This is a genomic window from Paenibacillus glycinis (assembly GCF_009909185.1).
In the GTDB taxonomy this organism is placed as follows: domain Bacteria; phylum Bacillota; class Bacilli; order Paenibacillales; family Paenibacillaceae; genus Paenibacillus_Z; species Paenibacillus_Z glycinis.
Map to the genome: position 1 here is coordinate 705,965 of NZ_JAAAMV010000001.1, position 21,455 is coordinate 727,419.

Consider the following 21,455-nt stretch of genomic DNA (forward strand, 5'->3'; position numbering starts at 1 on the left):
ATCTTGTTGCGGCGAATCTGCCTATCTTCATCCGATATCGCAAGCCGCCAAACGAAAAAACCTCCGGCGCGCCGCGAGAAGCCCTGCCCGGCCGAATAAGGCCAAGCATTGCTTCCCGGGGGCAGCCGGAGGTTCTTCCTCCTGGATGCATGATTTCATTAAGAGACGACGGTCATGCCCGCTTGAGCCGGCGGCTCGTAGGCGGACAAATGGCGAAACACGATCCCTTTCACGCGCATCAGCGCGATCACTTTATCGCTGTCTTTCGAGTAAGCGCGATGATACGCGATTTCCTTCACGCCGCTGTTGGCGAGCATGTTCGCGCACGTCCAGCAAGGCTGGTCCGTCACGTATACCGTGGAGCCTTCGCGGTCGATCCGGTCCGTGAACAGCAGCAGATTCTGCTCCGCGTGAATGGTCCGGATGCAGCGCTGCTTCTTGATCATCCGTTCCTCGCCGTCCTCGACCTGCAATTCGTACTCCTCCACGATCATGCAGCCGTCCTCGGAGCAATCCGCCACGCCCATCGGCGCGCCGTTATAGGCGGTGCCGAGCAGCTTCTTGCCCTGCACGAGCACCGTACCCACGTGTCGCCTCGGACAGCGCGAGCGGGTCGAAACCATATACGCGATGTCCATGAAGTAGGTATCCCAATCTTTTCTCGCGTTGTCTTGTACGTCCTGTGCCATGTCTAACGAGACTTCCTTCCTCCCGCGCTTGCGGTTACTGCTGGCTTGCCGCTATCGCTTGCGTTAAATCGTGCAATATATCGTCGATGCCTTCCGTGCCGACGGACAGGCGTATCATGCCCGGCGAGACGCCCGCGGCCAACTGGTCGTTCTCCTCCAGCTGCTGGTGCGTCGTGCTGGCCGGATGGATGATCAACGATTTGGAATCGCCGACGTTCGCCAGATGCGAGAACAGCCCGACGGCGTTAATGAGTTTTTTGCCGGCCTCGATGCCGCCTTTGATGCCGAACGTCAGGATCGCTCCCTGCCCCTTCGGCAAATATTTCTGCGCGAGGTCGTACGACGGGTGGCTCGGCAGCCCCGGATAATTGACCCATTCCACCGCTTCGTGCTGCTCCAGGAACCGCGCGACGGCCTGCGCGTTCGAGCTGTGGCGCTCCATCCGCAGATGCAGCGTTTCCAAGCCCTGCAGCAGCAGGAACGAATTGAACGGCGCAAGCGCCGCGCCCATATCGCGCAAGAGCTGCACGCGCATTTTGATAATGTACGCCACCGGTCCGACCGCTTCCGTGTAAACGACGCCGTGGTAGCTTGGATCCGGCTCCGTCAGACCCTTGAATTTGCCGCTGGCCCGCCAGTCGAATTTGCCGCCGTCGACGACCACGCCGCCGATCGACGTGCCGTGCCCGCCGATGAACTTCGTCGCGGAATGCACGACGATGTCCGCGCCGTGTTCGATCGGACGGCACAGATAAGGGCTCGGGAACGTATTGTCGATGATCAGCGGAATGCCGTGCCGGTGGGCAATGTCCGCCACCGCTTCGATATCGATGACATCGCCCCGCGGATTGCCGATCGTCTCGGCATACAGCGCTTTCGTTTTGTCCGTGATCGCGCTTTCGAAATTGGCCGGATTCGACGGATCGACGAATTTGACGCGGATGCCGAGCTTGGGCAGCGTGTTGGCGAACAGGTTGTACGTCCCGCCGTACAGGCTCGTAGCCGAGACGATCTCGTCTCCCGCCTCGGCGATGTTCAAGATCGAATATGTAATGGCAGCTTGTCCGGAAGCGACGGCAAGCGCGGCCGGCGCGCCTTCAAGCGCGGCGATCCGCTTCTCGAACACGTCGCTGGTCGGATTCATGATGCGAGTATAAATGTTGCCGAATTCCTTCAATGCGAACAGGTTCGCCGCATGGTCCGTGTCGCGGAAGCCGTAGGAAGTCGTTTGATAGATCGGCACTGCGCGGGAAAGGGTCGTCGGGTCAATTTCCTGGCCTCCGTGGACGGATAGCGTTTCAATCGAAAGCTTGCGTTGTTCGGACATTTGAAATCTCCTCCTCGCCTGAATGGAAGGGCCGCCATGGAGACCCTATCTCTGCCATTGTCGCATAATCATGGCCCGAGAACAATGAGAGACTTCATCGTATCTAGTAGTTTCGGACCAATTCCCTTGACGCGCAGCAGGTCGTCGGCACTGCGGAACGGTCCGCCCCGTTCACGCTCCGCGACGATGGCTTCCGCTTTCGCCGCCCCGATGCCCGGAAGCGCGTCAAGCTCCGCGGACGTCGCGTGGTTGACGTCGATTTTCCCGTCCGCGGAGGGTGACGAAGCCGTGTCCGGATCATCTGCCGCGCTTGCACCGCTTTGCGGCGTGGAAGGAGGCTCTCCGTCCGTTTCCGCCGCTGCGCCTTTTGTCGCATCGACGGCGGTTGAAGCTTCATCCGCCGTGCCGCCGGTTGCCGCACCGGCAGCCGGCGCATCCTGCGTTCCGACAGCTGGCTTCTGCGCCGCTCCGTCCGACTCGGTGGCTGAAGCAGCCGGCGCACCCTTCGCTCCGGCAGCCGGCTTCTGCGCGGCTGCGGCCTTCGTCGCGTCGGCTTCCTTTCCTCCCGCCTGCGCCTGCCGGTCCGCCTTTCCTTGTTCGATCGAATCCAGCGCATGATCCACCTGCGCGTTCATCGCCGTCCAATGCGGCTGGTCATCCGAACCTTTCTGCAGCAGCGCTGCCGCGAGCAACGCGATGGAGACGGCGATGCACAGGCCGGCTATCAGCTGCATCCCGCTCCAGCGCTTTCGATCCATCAATCGCTTTAACATCGTATTTCCCCCTTTTGGTCGTCTTGCGATCATTTTCCAGAAAAATGGTCATGTTGGCCTTGCCCGCCGGCATAGTGTAGTAAGAGGCATCACCGGTACGGTCGCAGCCGCCGTACGCGAGCGTTAGTCGGAACGGGCCGACGCCTACGGAGCGAGGCCGATCGGCTGCATGATTGAAGATTCAAAGCTGTTGAAGCCGCGCCGATGCAAAAAAGGCGCACGGGAGGGATTGCAATGAATGTCGGGTTTATCGGGATTGGGAGCATGGGCAGCCTGCTTATAGATGCGTTTATCGGATCGGGAGCACTCAAACCATCGCAAATAACGGCCAGCAATCGAACGTTCGCGAAAGCCGTTCGCTTAGCCGATCGCCATCCCGGCCTGCAGGCGGTCCCGTTGAACCGCGACGCCGTGACCGATCAGGACGTAATCTTCCTCTGCGTCAAGCCGCTCGAATACAAGACGGTCCTCGACGGCATTCGCGATGCCGTGCAGCCGAATCAGCTCGTCGTCTCCATCACGAGTCCCGTCCTGCTCGATCAGCTGGAGGAAGAGCTGCCCTGCAAAATCGCCAAAGTCATTCCGAGCATCACCAATTACATGTGCAGCGGCGCCTCGCTCTGCATGTACGGCAGCCGCATGACCGACGCCGACATCGCCAGGCTGAACGGCCTGCTCTCCTATATAAGCGAACCGCTCCAAATCGATGAATCCCATACGCGCATCGTCTCGGATCTGTCCAGCGTCGGCCCCGCCATCATGGCCTGCCTGCTGCAGCGGTTCATCGACGCGGCCGCCGAGGAAACCGGCATTCCGCGCGAGCAGGCCAGGCTGATCGCCAGCGAGATGCTGCACGGAACGGGGCAGCTGCTGACCTCCGGCGGGATGTCGCCGGAAGAGCTGCAGACCCGGGTCGTCGTGCCGGGCGGCATCACGGCGCAGGCGCTCGCCCTGCTGAACCGCGAGCTCGACGGCGTGTTCAACCGCGTCATTCGCACGACGCACGCCAAATATCACGAAGATCTGGAGCGCGTCTCCGAAGCCTTGTACGGCAAAGAGGTGAACGGCCCTTAACGCATGCTTTGCGTTAAGAGGTCGTTCACCTCTTTTGGGGATGACCGTTCGCCTGCCGGCTTACCCGACGACGATGTTGACCAGCTTGCCCTTCACGACGATCAGCTTGCGCACCGTCTTGCCCGCGATCGCTTCGGACACTTTATCCGACGCCTTCGCCACGCGTTCCATCTCCGCTTCGTCCATGTCCGCCGCGATCGAGAGGCGATCGACGATCTTGCCGTTCACCTGCACGACGATCTCGACCTCCTGGTCCACCGTCCAAGCTTCTTCGTACGCCGGCCAAGCCGCGTATGTCAGCGTGTCGGTGCGGCCCAGCTTCGACCACAGCTCCTCGGCGATGTGCGGCGCCAGGGGCGAGAGCATTTGCACGAAATGCTCCGCCGCTTCGCGCGGCAGCGTCTCGGCTTTGTAAGCCTCGTTCACGAAAATCATCAGCTGGCTGATCGCCGTGTTGAAGCGCAGATTCTCGTAGTCGTCCGTCACTTTCTTCACGGTGCGGTGCCATGTGCGCTTGAACGCATCCGCGGCATCGCCGCCGATTTTCTCGCTCAGCTCGCCGTTCTCGCCGATAAACAGGCGCCATACGCGGCCGAGGAAGCGGTACATGCCTTCGACGCCGTTGGTGTTCCATGGCTTCGTCGCTTCCAGCGGTCCCATGAACATCTCGTACATGCGCAGCGTGTCCGCGCCGTATTCGTTCACGATATCGTCCGGGTTGATGACGTTGCCGCGGGATTTGCTCATCTTCTCGTTGTTCATCCCGAGAATCATGCCTTGGTTGACGAGCTTGTGGAACGGTTCCTTCGTATCGACGACGCCGATATCGTAGAGCACCTTATGCCAGAAACGCGCATACAGCAAGTGAAGCACCGCATGCTCCGCGCCGCCGATGTAGAGATCGACCGGCAGCCATTCCTTCTGCTTTTCCTTGGAGCAAAGCTCCTGATCGTTGTGCGGATCGATAAACCGCAGGTAGTACCAGCAGCTTCCCGCCCATTGCGGCATCGTGTTCGTCTCGCGGCGCGCGCGCATGCCGGTCTCCGGGTCGATCGTCTCCACCCACTCCGTCACGTTGGCCAGCGGCGATTCGCCCGTGCCCGACGGCTTGATCTGATCGACGTCCGGCAGGAGCAGCGGCAGCTGGTCGTCCGGCACCGGCTTCATCGTGCCGTCCTCCAGATGGAGAATCGGAATCGGCTCGCCCCAATACCGCTGGCGGCTGAACAGCCAGTCGCGGAGACGGTACGTCACCTTGCCTTGGCCCTTGCCTTCCGCTTCGAGCCAGGCGATCGCTTTCGCGATCGCTTCTTCCGTGCCCAAGCCGTCCAAGAACCCGGAATTGACATGCGGGCCTTCGCCGGCGAAAGCAGCCTCGCTTACGTCCCCGCCCTGCACGACTTCCAGAATCGGCAGGCCGAACTGCTTCGCGAACTCCCAGTCGCGCTCGTCGTGGCCCGGAACCGCCATGATGGCGCCCGTTCCGTAACCTGCGAGCACGTAGTCGGCGATCCAGATCGGCACGCGGACGCCGTTGATCGGATTGACCGCGTAAGCGCCCGTGAAGACGCCGGATTTGTCTTTGTTCAGGTCCGTGCGCTCCAGATCGCTCTTGCGGGCCGCCGTCTCCTGATAGTCCTTCACCGCGGCTTGCTGCTCCGCCGTCGTGATCGCCGCGACGAGCTCATGCTCGGGCGCAAGCACGCAATACGTGGCGCCGAACAGCGTATCCGGACGGGTCGTGAACACGACGAGCGAGGCGTCGTGGCCGTCGATCGCGAAGGTGACTTCCGCTCCCTTGGACTTGCCGATCCAATTGCGCTGCATGTCCTTGATGCTCTCCGTCCAGTCGAGCTCTTCCAGATCCTCGAGCAGGCGCTCCGCGTATTCCGTAATGCGCAGCACCCATTGGCGCATCGGCTTGCGGACGACCGGATGGTTGCCGCGCTCGCTCAGGCCGTTGATGACTTCTTCGTTCGCCAGCACCGTGCCGAGCGCCTCGCACCAGTTGACCGGCACTTCCGCGACGTAAGCCAACCCTTTATTGAAAAGTTGGATGAAAATCCACTGCGTCCATTTGTAATAATCCGGATCCGTCGTGCTGAACTCGCGGTCCCAATCGTACGAGAAGCCGAGCGATTTGATCTGGCGGCGGAAATTGTTGATGTTCTTGACCGTGATCTCGCGCGGATGCTCGCCCGTATCGAGCGCGTGCTGCTCCGCCGGCAGTCCGAACGCGTCCCAGCCCATCGGGTGAAGGACGTTATAGCCGCGCATCCTCTTGTACCGCGACACGATGTCCGTGGCCGTATAACCCTCCGGATGGCCGACGTGAAGTCCCGCCCCGGACGGGTACGGAAACATGTCGAGCGCGTAAAATTTCGGTTTGCCCGCGTCTTCCGTCGTTCTGAACGTCTTGTTCGCGTCCCAATGCTGCTGCCATTTCGGCTCGATGACGAGCGGGTTATACCCCTGTTGTTCCTGGCGTTCCTGTGTCATGATCCATTAGCCTCCCTGTTCGCTATCCTGCGCAAGCGCGCAGACCGCAATAAAAAACCTCCCGCCCCCAGCGATATACGCTAGGGACGAGAGGATTACGCTCCCGTGGTACCACCCTAGTTAACGGACGGTATGCTTTACCCCCGCTCACTCTATACCCTTAACGCGGGCGAATCGGCATGATGATCGCTGATCGGAGGATCAGTCGGTTCATGCGGCTCCAAGGCGAGTTCGCTTCACGTTGGTCCGGCTCGCACCACCCGCCGGCTCTCTTGACCATACGCTTTCGAAGCTACTGCTCCTCTTCAATGCCTCATTCATGTTGAAAATGGTTAGTTCGATTATAATGAAGCCGCGCCGTCCGTGTCAAGGCAGGAACGCCCAGCACCGCCAATAATGGACAGGCGTCACTTGACGGCGGCGAAAAACAGCCGCTCCGTGCCGTCGTCCGCCGGCTCGAGCTCGAAGTCCCCGAACAGGTCCACGCGCGTGAAGCCCGTAGCCAGCAAGGCTTCACGGATCCATTCGGCATCGTAGGCGCGCTGCACGTGCATTTCCTCGATTCGCGCAAACGCGTCTCCCCGGCCCCCCGAAGCATCGGCGAAAATCGTCAGATGGTGCTCGATTTCCATCCGTTCCTCGTCGAGCTCGCTCGTCCAGATATACGCGACGTCGGGCTCGTCCAGCACGAAGGGCTGCTCCTCCGCATAACGGCGAAGCGTCCTCGGCGCATGCACGTCGAACAGAAACAGCCCGCCGGGCTTCAGCCCTTGATAGGTCGCCGCGAACGCGGCCAGCACGTCGTCGTCTTCCGTCAAATAGTTGATGCAATCGCAGAACGAAAGGACGCTGTCCGCCAATTCCCCGAGCTCCCATTCGGTCATGTCCTGCTGCAGCCATGTCACCGTTCCGCTGCCGGCGGCTTCGCCTTGCTTGCTGCGCCCGACCGCCAGCATATCGGACGATAGGTCGATGCCGTATACCGTATAGCCGCTGCGCGCCAAGGGAAGGGCGATGCTGCCCGTGCCGCAGCCCAGGTCGACGACGGTCGCCGGTTTCCCGTATCGCTGCCAGCACGCCTCCGCGAACGCGATCCACCGCGGATAAGGCATGTCCGCCATCAGGCGGTCGTATACGGCGGCAAATTGCGTATAAGCTTCCATCGCGCCGCCTATTCCTTCGAATCCGGCTTCGCGGACGATTCGGAAGCGCTTAGACCGCTCGCCGAAGCGCGGACGGATGAAGCCGCTGCGCTTGCGGCGCCTTCGGCAGCCGCCGTCCGGTCCGCGGAATCGCCCGTTCCGCCGTCAGCCGACTCGCCCTTCTCCGTCAGCTTCGTCCAGCTGCCGTCCTGTTGGATAAGGCCGTCGCGCATCAGCTTGCCGAGCGCACGCTTGAACGCGCTTTTGCTGATGCCGAACTTCAGCTTGATGATGTCCGCCTGCGTCTCGTCCGAGTAGGGCATCGCGCCGTTCGGACGTTCCTTCATGAAGCTCAGGATCCGGTCCGAATCCTCCAGACGGCCGACTTCTTTGCGCTGCTGCATGGACAGGTTCACGCGTCCGTCCTCCCGGACGAACGTCACGCGCGCTTTCACGCGCTCGCCGAGCCGGAGCAGCCGCGTCCGGTCGTCCGCCGGAATGAAGCCGTACGCGCCGAAGCCGAGCACGCCGCCGTCGATCATGACGAACGACCCGATCTTGAGCGTTTTCGTGACCCATCCCTCTACCCATGTATTATGCCACGAGGAAGGCGCATGGAACGCGAGCTCCGCGAGCTCCTCCTCGAACGCGACCTTCGCCACGAGACGGCCGATCTTGTCGTGCGCGAGAATGACATGCACTTCGTCGCCGCGCTTGGGCCGCAGCTCCTTCAGTTCCGGTTGCTCCGAGAGCGGAAGCAGCAGCTGCCGCCCGAGGCCCATCTCCAGAAACGCGCCGATGCGCGGATGAATGTCCGCGACCGCCAGCCGCGCGACTTCCCCGAGCTGAATGAGCGGCTTCTTCATCGTCGCCGCGATGCGGTCCTCGGAATCGAAGAACAGGAAGACCTCGTAGGAGTTGCCGATGACCGGCCTTTTCCCGACGAGCTCGGTGTAGTGCATCAGCACTTCCGATTCGCCGTCGGTCAAAAAATAACCATAGGGCGACACTTCGCGCGCCACCCTTAAATTCATGGTTGTCCCTGCTATGAGGTTCATGCGAACTCCACGACCTTCGCATCCGACCAGAGCCGTTCGATGCTGTAATATTCGCGTTCCTCCCGATGGAACACGTGCACGACGACGTCGCCGATGTCGACGAGCACCCATCTGCCGCTGTCCGCGCCTTCGATGCCGCGCACGCGCGCGCCGCGCGCTTCCGCCTGCTTGCGGATTTCGGTCGTGATGGCCTGTACCTGCACGTCCGAGTTGCCGTGGCAGATCACGAAATAATCCGCGACGAGCGAGATGTTTTTCAGATCGAGCGCCACTATGTTATGGGCTTTCTTTTCTTCCGCCGCCGCGACTACCGCTTGCAGCAGCCCTTCCGAGCTAATTGTCATTCTCCAGCCTCCTGTAGGTGTAAAATCAAATCGTTCCGCGCGGCGATGGTCAGCGGGAAAATCCGCCGGCCCTGCTGCAGCAAATACATGATCGTCGAATCGAAGCCCGCGAGCAGCGCCCTATTCAAGCTATGCTCGGCCAGCTCCCGAATGTGCTTCACGCCCGGAAAATCCCGCCCCGGCTCCATGTAATCAGCCAGGCAGACGATCTTGTCCATCAACGTCATGCGCTCGCGCCCGGACGTATGATAGCGGATCGCATCCAGAATCTCGGCATCGGACACGCCGTAATCCCGTTCCGCGACGAACGCGCCGACCGGCGCATGCCACAATTCTTTATCGTAGCGCAGCAGCTCCTCCGGCAGGCCGTGCTCCTTGATCATCGTCTCCATCCGCGCCGTCGGCCAATACTTCGCCACGTCGTGCAGAATCGCCGCCCGCTCGGCCCGTTCGGGGTCGCCGCCAAAACGCTCGGCGAGGATGATCGACGTCTCCATGACCCCAAGCGTGTGCGTCCAGCGGCGCTCCGGCATCTCGGCCTTGACGGCCGCCATCATCTCACTGCGATTCATAAAGTCCGTTCCTCCGTATGAACGAATGCACCTTCTCCGGAACCATGAACCGGATGGAGCGTCCTTCCGCGACCCGTTCCCGGATCGCCGTCGACGAGATATCGATAAGCGGCATCTCGACCACGGTCAGCTTGTCCGTAATAAAGGCCGGCAGCTGCTCCAGTCGAAACGCCTCTCCGGCGCGGGTGACGCCGATGAACGACGCCATCTCCGCCAGCGCCTCGATCTCGTGCCACTTCGGCAGATCGTTGACGCGGTCCGTCCCGATGATGATGCTGAAGGTCCGCCCGGGATAAATCCCGTTCAGCTCCTTGATCGTATCGATCGTAAAGCTGGTTCCTTCCCGTTCCAATTCGACGTCCATCGCGCGGAAATGCGGCTGAAAATCGATTGCCCGGTATACCATCTCCAGCCTCGAAGCGCCGTCGGCCCGGGGCCCATGGTCCTTCAGCGGCGGATGACCCGACGGGAAAAACCAGATCTCGTCCAGGCCGCATGCCTCTCTCGCGGTCTCGGCGGCAAGCAAATGCCCGTAATGGATCGGATCGAACGTTCCGCCCATGAATCCAACTTTAATCAACTGCCCGCAGCCCCTTTCGATTTCTGCCGTAGTAGCCCCGGTCAAGGCAGCTCGATCGTCTTGTGGTCCTTCGATTCCTTGTACAGCACGATCGTCTTGCCGATGACTTGGACGAGCTCGGAGCCGGACTCCGCGGCCACCCACTCGCCGACTTCCTTCGGATCTTCCGAGCTGTTGTTGAGCACGTTCACCTTGATGAGCTCGCGCATCTCGATCGCTTCCTCGATATGGCGGATCAAATTATCGTTCATGCCGCCCTTGCCCACCTGGAAAATCGGGTTCAAATGATGCGCCAGCGAACGCAAATGGCTCTTCTGCTTGCCTGTTAACATAGGTCATGTTCCTTCTCTCGTCAAATTAACTTCCGGACTGCAGCGCCGCCAGCACCGTTTCGCGCATGGCTGCCGCGGGCGCGGGCTGCCCCGTCCAGTATTCGAAGGCGTAAGCGCCTTGGTAAATAAACATCCCGAGCCCGCCGTGGACGAGGCATCCACGTGCCTTCGCTTCCTCCAGGAAACGGGTCGTCAGCGGATTATAGATCAGGTCGCTGGCGATGCTGCCCGGTCGGAGCCAATCGCCGTCAAGCGGCGAGGCATCCACGTTCGGGTACATGCCGAGCGATGTCGTATTGATCACGATGTCGCTGTCCGCGCATGCATCGCGCAGCTCGTCCTGGCCGATCGCGCGAATGTCCGGGACGAGGCCGCGGAACGCATCCGCCAGCTCCTCCGCTCGGGCCAAGGTCCGGTTCGCGATCGTCACGGACGCGGCGCCTTCCCGGGCAAGCGCGTACAGGATGCCGCGCGTCGCGCCGCCGGCGCCGACGATGAGCACGCGGGCTCCGGTCAGATCGGAGCGCGCTTCTTCCTTCAAGGATCGGACGTAGCCGATGCCGTCCGTATTGTAGCCCGTCAAACGTCCGCCGTCGTTCACGATCGTATTCACCGCGCCGATGGCCTGCGCGCTCTCGTGAATCTCGTCCAGCAACGGCATGATCGCGAGCTTATGCGGAATCGTCACGTTCACGCCGCGCATGCCCATGGCTCTCGCGCCCGCGACGAAATCGCCCAGACGGTCGTCCGTAATGTGAAAAGCCGTATAAATGCCGTTAATGCCGCGCTCCCGAAAGGCGCGGTTCATCATGACCGGCGATTTGGAATGCCGGATCGGATCGCCGATAACGCCGTAGAGGACCGTATGGCTGTCCACCGTGTTGCCCATGCTCTTCCCCACTCTCCCCATAAGCGTGATGAACCGGCGATTAAATCAGCGCGTCGCGGGTCAGCACCCGGATCCCTTTCGGCGCGTGAATGTCCACCAACGCGCCGTCCTCGCCGTTCACGTGTATCCAGCCGAGGCCGGAGACGAAGATATCGGTGTCGACGCCCCGGCGGATCTTGAGGCGGTGACGCGTCCACGGCGGCATCGCTTCCAACTGCTCCCGCGAGGGCGGCGCCAGAAGCTCCCCCTTGTGGTCCGCGAACAACTCGTCCGCGCGCTCCAGCTTCGTCCGGTGCACCTGAAGCGCGTTGGAAACGTAGATCGAGAACGATTGACGGTCTCCTTCGATGAAGTCGAATCTCGCCAGCGCCCCGAAAAACAGCGTCTGTCCCGCGTTCAGCTGGTACACGAGCTGCTTGATCGGCTTGTCCGGCAGCAGGGCGCCGAGCACGTCGCGCTCCACGATCTCCGTCATGCGGTGCCGGTAAACGATCCCCGGCGTATCGATGATGTCCCTGCCGTCGTCGAGCGGGATATGCACGGCGTCGAGCGTCGTGCCGGGATAACGCGAGGTCGTCAGCTCGCGCTCCATGTCGCTGTAGTCGCGGATCAAACGATTGATCAGCGTCGATTTGCCGACGTTCGTCGCGCCCACGACATAGACGTCGCGGTCCCCGCGGTGCCGGCCGATCGACTCGATCACCCGTTCGAAGCCGATATTGCGCTTGGCGGAGCAGAGCGCGATATCGACGACCTTCAGGCCCTCCGCCTTCGTCTGCTTCTGCACCCAATTGAGCAGCCGGTTCGGGTTGATGCCCTTCGGCAGCAGATCGATCTTGTTCACGACGAGCAGCACGGGATTGTTGCCGACGAACCGCTGCAAGCCGGAAATCAGGCTGCCTTCGAAATCGAACAGGTCGACGATATGGACGACCAGGCTGTTCGTCCCTGCGATGCTGCCGAGCAGCCGCAGGAAATCGTCGTTGTCGACCGCGACCGATGCCGCTTCGTTATAGTTTTTAATCCGGAAGCACCGCTGGCAGATCGGCGGTTCCTTGGCCAGCGCCGAAGCCGGGATATAGCCCAGCTTGTTCGCCGTTTCGGTCTGCAGCTTGATGCCGCATCCCGCGCACGACGCCGCGCCGTCTTCTTGCTGTTTGATCATGAATTCCGTTCCTCCTCGGGCCAAAGCCCTTTCTTCCGCAGACGGGACAGGGCGACCTTCTCGAGCATCCGGTTGAAGCGGGTCATGATGCCCTCGTCGTCCGGCGCGATCGGCCTGACCAGAATCGTGAACAGCCCCATCCTTCTGCCGCCGAGCACGTCGGTCATCATCTGGTCCCCGATGACCGCCGTTCGCTCGGCGGGCAGGCCGAGCTCCTTCAGCGCCTTCACGAAAGCCGCATTAGCCGGCTTCCGCGCGGCATGCACGTAAGGAATTCGGAGCGGCTTCGCGAACTTGGACACGCGCGTTTCGTTATTGTTCGATACGATGACGACCTTGAAGCCGAGGTCGCGCACGTCGTCGAGCCATTTGACCAGCTGCGGCGTCGCGAGCGGCACTCTTGCGCCGACAAGCGTATTATCGAGATCGGTAATGATTCCTGTGACGCCCTGCTCTTTCAGGGCATGCAGATTGATATCGTAGATGGTATTGACGCGCATTTGCGGCAACAGCCGTTCGAACATAATTTCGACTCCCTCGGTTGCATAGGCGAGCAATACGCCTACGTGCATTCGTAAATAAGCACATGGTTACGACCAGCCCTGTCATGGCTATCACGCAAACTATACCATAACTTGCGAATTTGTTGCAAAAACACGCAGGCGCAGAATTTCGGCACCGGGCGCGATCGGGAAACGCCCGTCCGCCCGGCATCGCAAAAAAAACCGGCGCGGATGCATACGCACCTTTGCCGGCTCCATGACTCCATCAGCCCAAATGCTCGCGAATTTGTTTCATCGTCGCCGATACCCGGTCCGCTTCCTCCTGGGACATCGACTTGCTGCTGTACATCGCCTGCTCGAAGGCATGCTGCACGATGCTGAATTGCGGCTGCAGGGACGTCAGCCGAACCGACCAGCGGCTCATCGTCTCCCTAACCGTTTCGTTGCCCTGCACGTCCAGCCCCTTCTTGCGGCAATGCTTGATCAGGCGGTTCGTCTCGCTTACGATCCGGGCGTTAATCGTGTCCGAACCGCCGCGATAGCGGCGAAGCACCGCCGGGAACGCGCGGTACGAATAGACGGCGAGCGCCAGCGCCAGCGCGCCGGCAGCCGCCCAGAACATCCACGGCTTCACTTCGAAGCCGCCGTCTTCCTGCACCGGTTCGACCGTCGTGCTGACGTCGGCGGCGGGATCGACCTGCGCGGGAGCTTCCGGTTCGTCCTTCGGCAGCGCGTACGGATAGCTGAAGCCGGGCGTTGCCTCGAACGGCAGCCAGCCGTAGCCGTTGAAATAAATCTCGACCCAGGAATGCGCGTCCGCGTTGCGCACGGTATACGTGCCGGCGCCGTCCGGATTCGCGTTGACCGCGTCGGGAATGCCTTGCATCTGCTGCAGGCTCGGATTGCCAGGGAGGCTGCCTGAGGAATAGCCCTTCACCCATCTGGCCGGAATCCCGAGCGAACGCGACATGACCGCAAGGCTCGTGGAGAAATAATCGCAATAGCCTTCCCGGATCTCGAACAGGAACGCATCGACGAAGTCCTTGCTTGATTTCTTGCTCAAATCCGGGGTGTTCGTATAGTTGTAGTTCAATTGCAGGTAGCTGATCAATGCCCGCACCTTGTCGTACGGGGTTGCCGCGTCCTGGGTCAGCTGCCGCGCAAGCTCGCTGACGCGGTCCGGCAGTCCCTTGGGGAGCTCCAGGTAGATGCCGGCGATGCCGGCGATGCCGCCCGCAGGCTCCGCCGCCGCTCCGCTGCGAAGCGCGTTCTCGTCCAGCACGGGCACGTTCGACTGCACGGCATACGTCTTCGGATAACGAACCGCCGCCCCCTTTGCCAGCCGCAGCTCCCAAGAATCGGGCAGCCAGCTCATCGCCGGAAACGCATCCGCGCTGTCGTTGACCTTCGTCACCTTGGTGATCGGCCCCGCTCCGAACAGCACGGGAAACTTGTCCTTGCGGACCATCTCCACGGTCTGGTCGACGACCTCCGTCGCCGTGGTCTCCGGAATGCCGTTCGCCGGAAGCCCTTTGCCCGGCGCGACGCCGGCATGCGCCGGTTCGGCCTTTTCTTCCGGCGATTCCAGCCAGCCTGTGCCGTTGTAGAGCGCCCTCGTCTCGCCGCGCCAATAGCTGCGATAGTTGGTCGTCACCGTCATGACCGGCGTGTAGTCGAACGTGAAGCCGCCGCCGAGGACGCTGTCGTTGCGGCTGTAGCCTGACCGGGTATCGGCGTTGTTCTTGGTCGTCGCCACCGTGATGGCCTTATCGCCGACGAACGAAGGCACGGTCTCGCCGCGCGATTCCTTCCAAGCCGTATACGGATCGGTCAGCACCGGCTTCACCGTGGGCACGAACAGTCCCGCGGCCATGACGAGCGTCAGGATGAGCAGGATCGGCAGAAACAGGCTGAGCGGATATTCGACCATCTGCGCCCAATTTTCAGGATGGCGTTCCTTGAAGCCCGCGAAATGGCTGGCCACCAGCCAGCCCAGGCCGATGAAAACGATCCAAGCGATCTCTTCCCACAAATAAATCGGCGTGAAGATGGAATCCGCGACCGTCAGGGACAGCACCGCCGCGCCGGCAAGCAGCAAAATAAAAATGCGCTTGTACCGAAGAAGAACGAGCACATGAAAGGCGGCCAACGCGCCGAGGCTGATCCAGAGAAACGGGTTCAGCTCCCCGAATTGATCGCCTATCCAATGGAACCAATCCATGATATTCCGGCGGCTGCCTTCGAACGGAAGCCACTGAAAATCGGTGAACGCGACGTTCAATCCGGCAAGGGCGATCAGTTGAAGCCCGATCGACAGCCCCTTGGACGGAATGAGCAGGTTGGCCAAGGCCGCCGCGAGCAAGACGCCGTTGACGATCGTGAACGTCTCGCTCCACCAGTAATCGCCCAGGCAGCGGATCCATTGATAGATCATGAGCGCCGCGAAGCAGGCGGAGATTTTGCGGTACACGTCCGCGGAAAGCCAACGGAGAGCCCGATGTCGGAATGCTGTCATGCTCGGCCTCCTTCCAGCGATTCGGGCAGCTCCTGAAGCTTGCCGATCGTATAGACGGTAAAGCCGCTTCTGCGCAGCAGCCGCAGCCATTCGCCCGAACGGATGTCGCTGACCTTGCTGCCGCGAGGATCGTCGGGCCGTTTCAAATGAATGAGCACCGGCACGACGCCGGTGCGGTTGAGCCATTCCATGGCGCGGATCGTCTCCTCGCCCTCCTGCGGGCTGACGATGATGACGAAGGAACCCGCTCCCGCGATGGCTCCGGACTGACGAATCGCGCGGTACAGCGGTTGATCCCCGTCCGCCTGCACGCGCACGAGATGCTTCAGCATCAACTCGCGCTGGTCGGCGGAGGCGTTCGGCGCATAGCCCTCGTGCTTGGCTCCGACGGAGATCAGCCCGACCGCCGTCGACCGGCGAAAGCCGAAGTCAAGCAGGGAAGCCGCGGCGGATACGGCAAGCTCGAATTGCTCGTTCTTCCCGTAAGCGCCGGAATACCGGTCCAGCATGACGATCATGCGCGGCAGGGACTCGCGTTCGAACTCCTTGGACTTCCATTGGCCGGTCTTGGCCGTCGCGTTCCAGTGGATGCGGGAAAGCCGGTCGCCGTATATATATTCGCGGACGCCGTTGATTTGCGTCGTTTCTTTCGAAGACAAGCGCGACACGGAGGTGGAGAACGGCCCTTTCGAACCGCGCTTCATCTGCCGCCAGTCGCGGATGGCCGCCGTGCGCGGGTAGACGCTAAACGGCACGGACGATTGGAACGTCCCCGAATGCTCGAACAGCCCGAATATATCGCGCGTGGAGCATTCCGTCGATTCGAAATGGTACACGCCCCGCTCGAGGGGAGGCGTCATATAATTGATGTTTCCCGCCCGGCGGTAGTTCGGCACGAACGAAGCCTCGAACGGGACGGTGCTGCCGTTCTGCGCGACCAAGCGGTCGCGGACGAGCACGTACGGAATCGGCCAAAAGCCGGGAATCTGCACGTCGATATTCACTTCCAGCCGCGAGCCTGCCACGAGCGCCTGCTCCGTCGGCGCGTTCCCGCCGTAGTTCAGCCGGCGCTCTCCGGCGACTTGGGCGATCCCGCTCCAACGGCCGAACACCAGGTATACGAGCAGCACGTTGAAGATGCAGAACAGCATCAGCGACGTTTTCCCGCCTTGAAACAGCACGAACAACAATGAGGCTATATAAAGAAATCCGATCAGCCGCCACCTGAGTATCGTTGCTTTCGCCGTCAACATAAACGTTAACGCTCCATTCGGACAGGTACGCTCGTCTCGCCGACGACCGCCTGCACGACATCCTCCGTGGTCAAGCCGTTCATCCGGGATTCCGTATGCAGAATGATCCGATGCGCCAGGACGGACGTGGCAAGCAGCTTGATGTCGTCGGGTATGACGTAATCGCGTTCCTGCAGGTACGCGTTCGCCCTGGCGGCCGCCGTGAGCGAGATCGCCGCCCGCGGGCTTGCGCCGAGCTGCACGCCGCTATGCTCCCGCGTGCCGCGAATGATGCGGATGATGTAGTCGGCGACGGCGGCGTCGAGGTGAACCCGCTTCACGTCCTCCATTATCTGCGCGACCTGCGAGGCGGTGGCGACGGGCTCGAGCAGCTCCGCCGGCGACGTGGCGTGAGGCGATACGATCATTTGGCGCTCGGTCGCCGCATCGGGATAGCCGAGCGAGAGTTTCATCATGAATCGGTCCAGCTGCGCTTCGGGCAGCGTATAGGTGCCGTCGAATTCGATCGGGTTCTGCGTGGCGATCAGCGTGAACGGCACCGGCAGGCCGTACGTATCGCCGTCGACCGTGATATGGCGTTCTTCCATCGCTTCGAGCAGCGCGGACTGCGTCTTCGTCGTCGCGCGGTTGATCTCGTCCACGAGCACCAGGTTCGCCATGACGGGACCCGGCCGGAACATGAAGGTTTCGTTCTTCGGATGGTAGATGGCTACCCCGGTTATATCCGACGGCAGAAGGTCGGGGTTGCATTGAATCCGGCGGAATTGGCCGCCGATCGTGCGCGCGAGCGCTTTGACGAGCTGCGTTTTCCCCGTGCCCGGAACGTCTTCGATCAGAACGTGGCCGCCCGCCAGCAGCGCGATGAGCAGCCGCTCGATCTCGGCTTGTTTTCCCAGGATGCAGCTCTCCAGATTGCGGCGGATTTCATTGCTCAAACGGTATTCCGCGGTACGTGTATCCATGAACATTCCTCCCGGAAAAAGTGCTAGATAATGAGTGCAGTTTCTAGTCCTATTATTTTACAGAAAATACAGGGTCCCGTATAGCGCAGAACCGCCAAAAAAAATTGGAGATTCCCACAGGGAACCTCCAATTTGGCTGGTAAATGCTGCCGTTACCCCTTCGGCCGGACGGCGAGCGCCGCCAGGAAGGAGAAAATGATCGCCGCGGATATGCCCGCGCTCGTGATGTCGAAGATCCCGGTGATGATCCCGATCCACCCGTCCCGGTTGAGCTCCGTGATCGCGCCGTGCACCAGCGCGTTGCCGAAGCTCGTGATCGGCACCGTCGCGCCCGCGCCCGCGAACTTGATGAGCGGATCGTACCAGCCGATGCCGTCCACGATCGCGCCCGCCACGACCAGCGTCGCCATCGTATGCGCCGGCGTCAGTTTCGCGACGTCGAACATCAGCTGTCCGATCAGGCAAATACCGCCGCCGACAATGAATGCCCACAAATAAATCATGCTGCCTGCTCCTTTCTTACGGTTAGTTGTGCAAGGGACTTTCGATCGCAACGGCATGCGCGATGCAGGGAATCGTCTCCCCTTGCTGGTACGACAAGGGCGACAGGAGCGCCCCGGTCGCGCAGACGAGAATGCGCTTCAGCTCGCCCTTCTTCAGCCGCTTCAGCAGATGCCCGTACGTCACGACGGCCGAGCAGCCGCAGCCGCTTCCGCCCGCCTGCACCTTCTGTTTCTGCACGTCGTACACCATCAGCCCGCAGTCGCCGAATACCGTGTCCTCCATGGGAACGCCGTCCCTGGCGAACAAATCCTTGGCGATGCCGTGGCCGACGGTCGCCAGATCGCCCGTCACGATGAGATCGTAGTCCTTCGGCTGCCTGCCCGTGTCGTTGAAATGCGCCGTCAGCGTATCCACGGCCGCCGGGGCCATCGCGGCGCCCATGTTGAACGGATCCGTGATGCCGAGATCGACGATTTTGCCGATCGTCGCGCATTCGACGACCGGCCCCTCGCCGTCCGGCGCGATCACGACCGCCCCCGCGCCCGTTACGGTGTATTGCGCGGTCGGCGGCTTCTGCGCGCCGTATTCCGTCGGGTACCGGAACTGCTTCTCCGCCGTGCAGTTATGGCTGCACGTGCCCGCGAGGACGTATTGCCCGGAGCCGGAATTGACGATCAGCGAGGCCAGCGCGAGCGACTCCATCGAGGTGGAGCAGGCGCCGAACACGCCGAGATAGGGAGCGCCGATCGTACGGGCGGCGAAGCTGTTGCTGATGATTTGGTTCATCAGATCGCCCCCGACGTAAAATTGCAGCTGCTGCTTGTTGACTTTGGCCTTCTCGAGCGCCATCTGGGACGCCTGCTCCAGCAGGAGGCGCTCCGCCTTCTCCCAGCTCTTCTGCTGCATGTCGAGCTCCGGATGGACGAGGTCGAAATCGGCGGCGAGCGGTCCTTCCCCCTCGTCGGGACCGACGACCGTCGCTTCGCCGATGATGACGGGACGCCGATCGAACCACCATGTTTGTTTTCCGCGCAGCATCGTCAGTGTCCCTCGATTCCGAAGATCAGATAGACGAGCCCGACGAAAAACGCGGCGACGACGCCGAATACGATGACCGAGCCGGCCAGCTTGAACATGTTGGCGCCGACGCCCAGCACGAGCCCTTCGGCGCGGTGCTCGAGCGCCGCGGAGCACATGGAGTTGGCGAAGCCGGTGACGGGAACGGCCGAACCCGCGCCGGCCCACTGCGCGATTTTGTCGTATACGCCGAGGCAGGTCAGAATGACCGAGATCAGGATCAGCACGGCCACGGTCGGGCTGCCGGCCGCCGTCCGCGACATGTGGAATCCGTACACGAACACCTCGGATATGGCTTGTCCCACGATGCAGATCAAGCCGCCGATCAGAAAAGCCCGAACGCAGTTGGCCAGGATCGATCTCGAAGGCTCCCGCGTCTTGGCGAAGTTTTGATATTCTTTGGGTGACATCGACATCTTTTTGTATTTGTTTTGTCCCGCGCTCTTGGTTGCGATAATGGTACCCTCCTCTTGATGGTCTTTAAAGGAGTATGCGTCATCCAAGGTTTCTTTATGCCAGAAATGGCAGGGCTCGCGGCAGGGGAACGTCCGACCGGAAACGCCGCTAAACCCTCGTTCCCGCGCATCGGAAACGAAGGTTCGGAGGGTGGAGAGCCCGGACGCTCCAAGGGCTCAAAACAGCGCGACCACCAGCAAGACGACCAACAGCACGTAAAGGACCAACGCCAGCAGCATGAAGATGCCGCGCAAATCGCGTTCAAAGGGCATTCGAAGAAACTCCTCTCGGCCGGGATAGGCTTCCGGGTTATCCTATGCGGGCGCTTGCGGAGTGGCGACATATCCGGCCTAGATTCCCGCGTCTCAGCCCGAATTCCGCACGACCAGCCGCGCCGAGAGAATGATCTTCTCCGACTGCGAACCGGGCTGCTTCAGCTTGCGGACGAACGCTTCCACGGCCCGGATGCCGAGCCGTTCCTTCGCCAGGTCCACGGTCGTAAGCGGCACGGAAGCTTCCATGCCCGGCGCGGTATTGTCGATGCCGACAACGCGGATGCCGCGCCGGCCAAGCCCCTTCTCCGCCAGCAGCTGCAGCAGGCATAGCGCGATATCGTCGTTGGCGCAAACGAACCCTTCCGGCAGGCTGCCTTCGGCCGCGGCGGCGTCCAAGCGCCGTTCGAGCACCGCCTGCCAGGTCCGCCATTGCGCGCCGCCATAGGGGATCGTCCATTTCTTTAATTGAGGAAGGAGCTCTCCGCCGGGATCGGCAGAGCTGCCGGTTGCGCCGGCTGCATCCGGCACGTATGCGGCACGGGCCGGCGCGCGACGCGTCTCCTTCGCTTCGTCCAGCGCCAGCCGGCAGCCCCACCAGCGTTCCCGGAAGCTGACCGCAAAGCTGTCCCTGCCCACGAACGCGAGCGCCGCGCAGCCTTGCGACAGCAAATGATGGCAGGCCATGCGGCCCGCTTCCGCATTGGCGTTCAGCACGGCGTCCGCGCCGGTCAGCGGCGCCTCGTGGTCCGCCAGCACCATCGGCAGGCCGAAGCGCGCCAGCTGGAGCAGCGTGCCGATCGGGCAACTGCCGGCGATGATGAATCCGAGCGCGCGCCGTTCGGCTCCGCTTGCGCCAAGCAGCTCCGGCAGCTCGTCGAAGGCATGGGCCGATTGGCCGAACGTGAAGAAGCTCGGCGTCAGCCCCTGCAGCCTGCAGCCCGCCTCCAGCCCTTCGACGACCCGCTTCCAGAAGTTCGGTTCCTTCGCATGGCGCTCGTCGAGGCCGATGAAGAGCAGCGGTCCGTCTTCGGGCGGCGGGATTCGCCCTTCGAATGGCGGAGATTGAGTATTCTGCAAGCGCTGCAGCTCCGGCGCATGCTCCGGTCCGGGCAATGACCGCATCTCCGCCATAGATCGCTTTTTCGGTAAAGGCTGCATTCCCTGCATGGACGGCATTTGCGGCATGCGCCGAGCCTCCGGTAACACCTGCGGCTGCCTTCCTTTTCTGCCCGATGCCCGAAGATCGTACCCAAGCGCTTCCGCGAGCGCCGTCACCTCGCGGCGCGTCGCTTCGCTGACGCCGGGCTTGCCTGCAAGCGCCTGCGACACCGTGTATTTGGACACGCCGAGCCTGTCGGCGATATGCTGCATCGATATTTTTCGAGCCATTCCCGTGCCTCCGTTCCGTGAGCGGGAAATCGTCATCCGCTTCGTTGACTTTTGTCTAGTTTACCTCTAAAGTGGGC

The 21,455-nt window shown here is 61.7% G+C and carries 21 protein-coding genes and 1 other annotated feature; of the genes, 1 reads left to right on the forward strand and 20 read right to left on the reverse strand.

The genetic code is table 11. The features are described from left to right. Positions 1-158: 158 nt before the first annotated feature. The 3 genes from GT019_RS03355 to GT019_RS03365 all read right to left on the reverse strand — a co-directional run bounded on the left by GT019_RS03355 (position 159) and on the right by GT019_RS03365 (position 2,789). Positions 159-689 (reverse strand): deoxycytidylate deaminase, encoded by a 531-nt coding sequence (locus tag GT019_RS03355; RefSeq protein WP_161741144.1) that lies wholly within the window; start codon positions 687-689, stop codon positions 159-161. A gap of 34 nt (positions 690-723) precedes the next feature. Further along, positions 724-2,016, reverse strand: coding sequence for a homocysteine synthase (locus tag GT019_RS03360; RefSeq protein WP_161741146.1), 1,293 nt, complete (start codon positions 2,014-2,016; stop codon positions 724-726). Positions 2,017-2,084: 68 nt separating this feature from the next. Then, entirely contained in the window at positions 2,085-2,789 is a 705-nt protein-coding gene (locus GT019_RS03365) for a ComEA family DNA-binding protein (RefSeq protein WP_161741148.1), read from the reverse strand. A gap of 234 nt (positions 2,790-3,023) precedes the next feature. Here GT019_RS03365 and comER point away from each other — a divergent pair, with 234 nt between their 5' ends. Next, on the forward strand, positions 3,024-3,863 hold the full coding sequence (comER, locus tag GT019_RS03370; protein ID WP_161741150.1) for a late competence protein ComER: 840 nt from the start codon (positions 3,024-3,026) through the stop codon (positions 3,861-3,863). Between the two features lie 60 nt (positions 3,864-3,923). Here the strand turns inward: comER and leuS are convergent, their stop codons facing one another. The 17 genes from leuS to GT019_RS03455 form a co-directional block, all read right to left on the reverse strand. Beyond that, positions 3,924-6,362, reverse strand: coding sequence for a leucine--tRNA ligase (leuS, locus tag GT019_RS03375; RefSeq protein ID WP_161741152.1), 2,439 nt, complete (start codon positions 6,360-6,362; stop codon positions 3,924-3,926). 79 nt (positions 6,363-6,441) lie between these two features. Then, positions 6,442-6,680: a binding site (T-box leader), on the reverse strand. A gap of 89 nt (positions 6,681-6,769) precedes the next feature. Beyond that, on the reverse strand, positions 6,770-7,525 hold the full coding sequence (locus tag GT019_RS03380; protein WP_161741155.1) for a class I SAM-dependent DNA methyltransferase: 756 nt from the start codon (positions 7,523-7,525) through the stop codon (positions 6,770-6,772). A gap of 8 nt (positions 7,526-7,533) precedes the next feature. Continuing rightward, entirely contained in the window at positions 7,534-8,562 is a 1,029-nt protein-coding gene (locus GT019_RS03385; protein ID WP_161741157.1) for a CvfB family protein, read from the reverse strand. After that, on the reverse strand, positions 8,559-8,906 hold the full coding sequence (rsfS, locus tag GT019_RS03390) for a ribosome silencing factor (protein WP_161741159.1): 348 nt from the start codon (positions 8,904-8,906) through the stop codon (positions 8,559-8,561). Before rsfS ends, GT019_RS03385 begins: the two co-directional genes overlap by 4 nt. Beyond that, positions 8,903-9,478, reverse strand: coding sequence for a bis(5'-nucleosyl)-tetraphosphatase (symmetrical) YqeK (gene yqeK, locus GT019_RS03395; protein ID WP_161741161.1), 576 nt, complete (start codon positions 9,476-9,478; stop codon positions 8,903-8,905). Before yqeK ends, rsfS begins: the two co-directional genes overlap by 4 nt. Then, positions 9,465-10,055 (reverse strand): nicotinate-nucleotide adenylyltransferase, encoded by a 591-nt coding sequence (nadD, locus tag GT019_RS03400; RefSeq protein ID WP_161741493.1) that lies wholly within the window; start codon positions 10,053-10,055, stop codon positions 9,465-9,467. Before nadD ends, yqeK begins: the two co-directional genes overlap by 14 nt. A 44-nt stretch (positions 10,056-10,099) precedes the next feature. Beyond that, positions 10,100-10,390: a ribosome assembly RNA-binding protein YhbY gene (yhbY, locus tag GT019_RS03405; protein WP_161741163.1), complete on the reverse strand. Its 291-nt coding sequence runs from the start codon at positions 10,388-10,390 to the stop codon at positions 10,100-10,102. Between the two features lie 25 nt (positions 10,391-10,415). Then, positions 10,416-11,279 carry a shikimate dehydrogenase gene (gene aroE / locus GT019_RS03410; protein WP_161741165.1) on the reverse strand — a complete coding sequence of 288 codons (864 nt, stop codon included), beginning with the start codon at positions 11,277-11,279 and terminating at the stop codon, positions 10,416-10,418. A 40-nt stretch (positions 11,280-11,319) separates the two neighbouring features. Further along, complete coding sequence (yqeH, locus tag GT019_RS03415; protein WP_161741167.1) at positions 11,320-12,444, reverse strand: ribosome biogenesis GTPase YqeH; 1,125 nt, start codon at positions 12,442-12,444, stop codon at positions 11,320-11,322. Continuing rightward, a complete protein-coding gene (locus GT019_RS03420; RefSeq protein ID WP_161741169.1) occupies positions 12,441-12,968 on the reverse strand; it encodes a YqeG family HAD IIIA-type phosphatase in 528 nt (175 codons plus the stop codon). Before GT019_RS03420 ends, yqeH begins: the two co-directional genes overlap by 4 nt. Before the next feature lie 244 nt (positions 12,969-13,212). Beyond that, positions 13,213-15,462, reverse strand: coding sequence for a transglutaminase-like domain-containing protein (locus GT019_RS03425; RefSeq protein WP_161741171.1), 2,250 nt, complete (start codon positions 15,460-15,462; stop codon positions 13,213-13,215). Then, positions 15,459-16,715, reverse strand: a complete 1,257-nt coding sequence (locus tag GT019_RS03430) for a DUF58 domain-containing protein (RefSeq protein ID WP_161741172.1) — start codon at positions 16,713-16,715, stop codon at positions 15,459-15,461. The genes GT019_RS03425 and GT019_RS03430 overlap by 4 nt, the downstream gene beginning before the upstream one ends. Positions 16,716-16,720: 5 nt before the next feature. Continuing rightward, the gene (locus GT019_RS03435) at positions 16,721-17,677 is read right to left on the reverse strand and encodes an AAA family ATPase (RefSeq protein ID WP_161741174.1); all 957 of its coding nucleotides are present in this window, start codon (positions 17,675-17,677) and stop codon (positions 16,721-16,723) included. A 152-nt stretch (positions 17,678-17,829) separates the two neighbouring features. Further along, the gene (spoVAE, locus tag GT019_RS03440) at positions 17,830-18,180 is read right to left on the reverse strand and encodes a stage V sporulation protein AE (RefSeq protein WP_161741176.1); all 351 of its coding nucleotides are present in this window, start codon (positions 18,178-18,180) and stop codon (positions 17,830-17,832) included. A gap of 22 nt (positions 18,181-18,202) precedes the next feature. Further along, positions 18,203-19,219, reverse strand: a complete 1,017-nt coding sequence (gene spoVAD / locus GT019_RS03445; RefSeq protein ID WP_161741178.1) for a stage V sporulation protein AD — start codon at positions 19,217-19,219, stop codon at positions 18,203-18,205. A 2-nt stretch (positions 19,220-19,221) separates the two neighbouring features. Beyond that, entirely contained in the window at positions 19,222-19,674 is a 453-nt protein-coding gene (gene spoVAC / locus GT019_RS03450) for a stage V sporulation protein AC (RefSeq protein ID WP_161741494.1), read from the reverse strand. Positions 19,675-20,079: 405 nt separating this feature from the next. Beyond that, positions 20,080-21,378 (reverse strand): LacI family DNA-binding transcriptional regulator, encoded by a 1,299-nt coding sequence (locus GT019_RS03455; protein ID WP_161741181.1) that lies wholly within the window; start codon positions 21,376-21,378, stop codon positions 20,080-20,082. Positions 21,379-21,455: the final 77 nt, after the last annotated feature.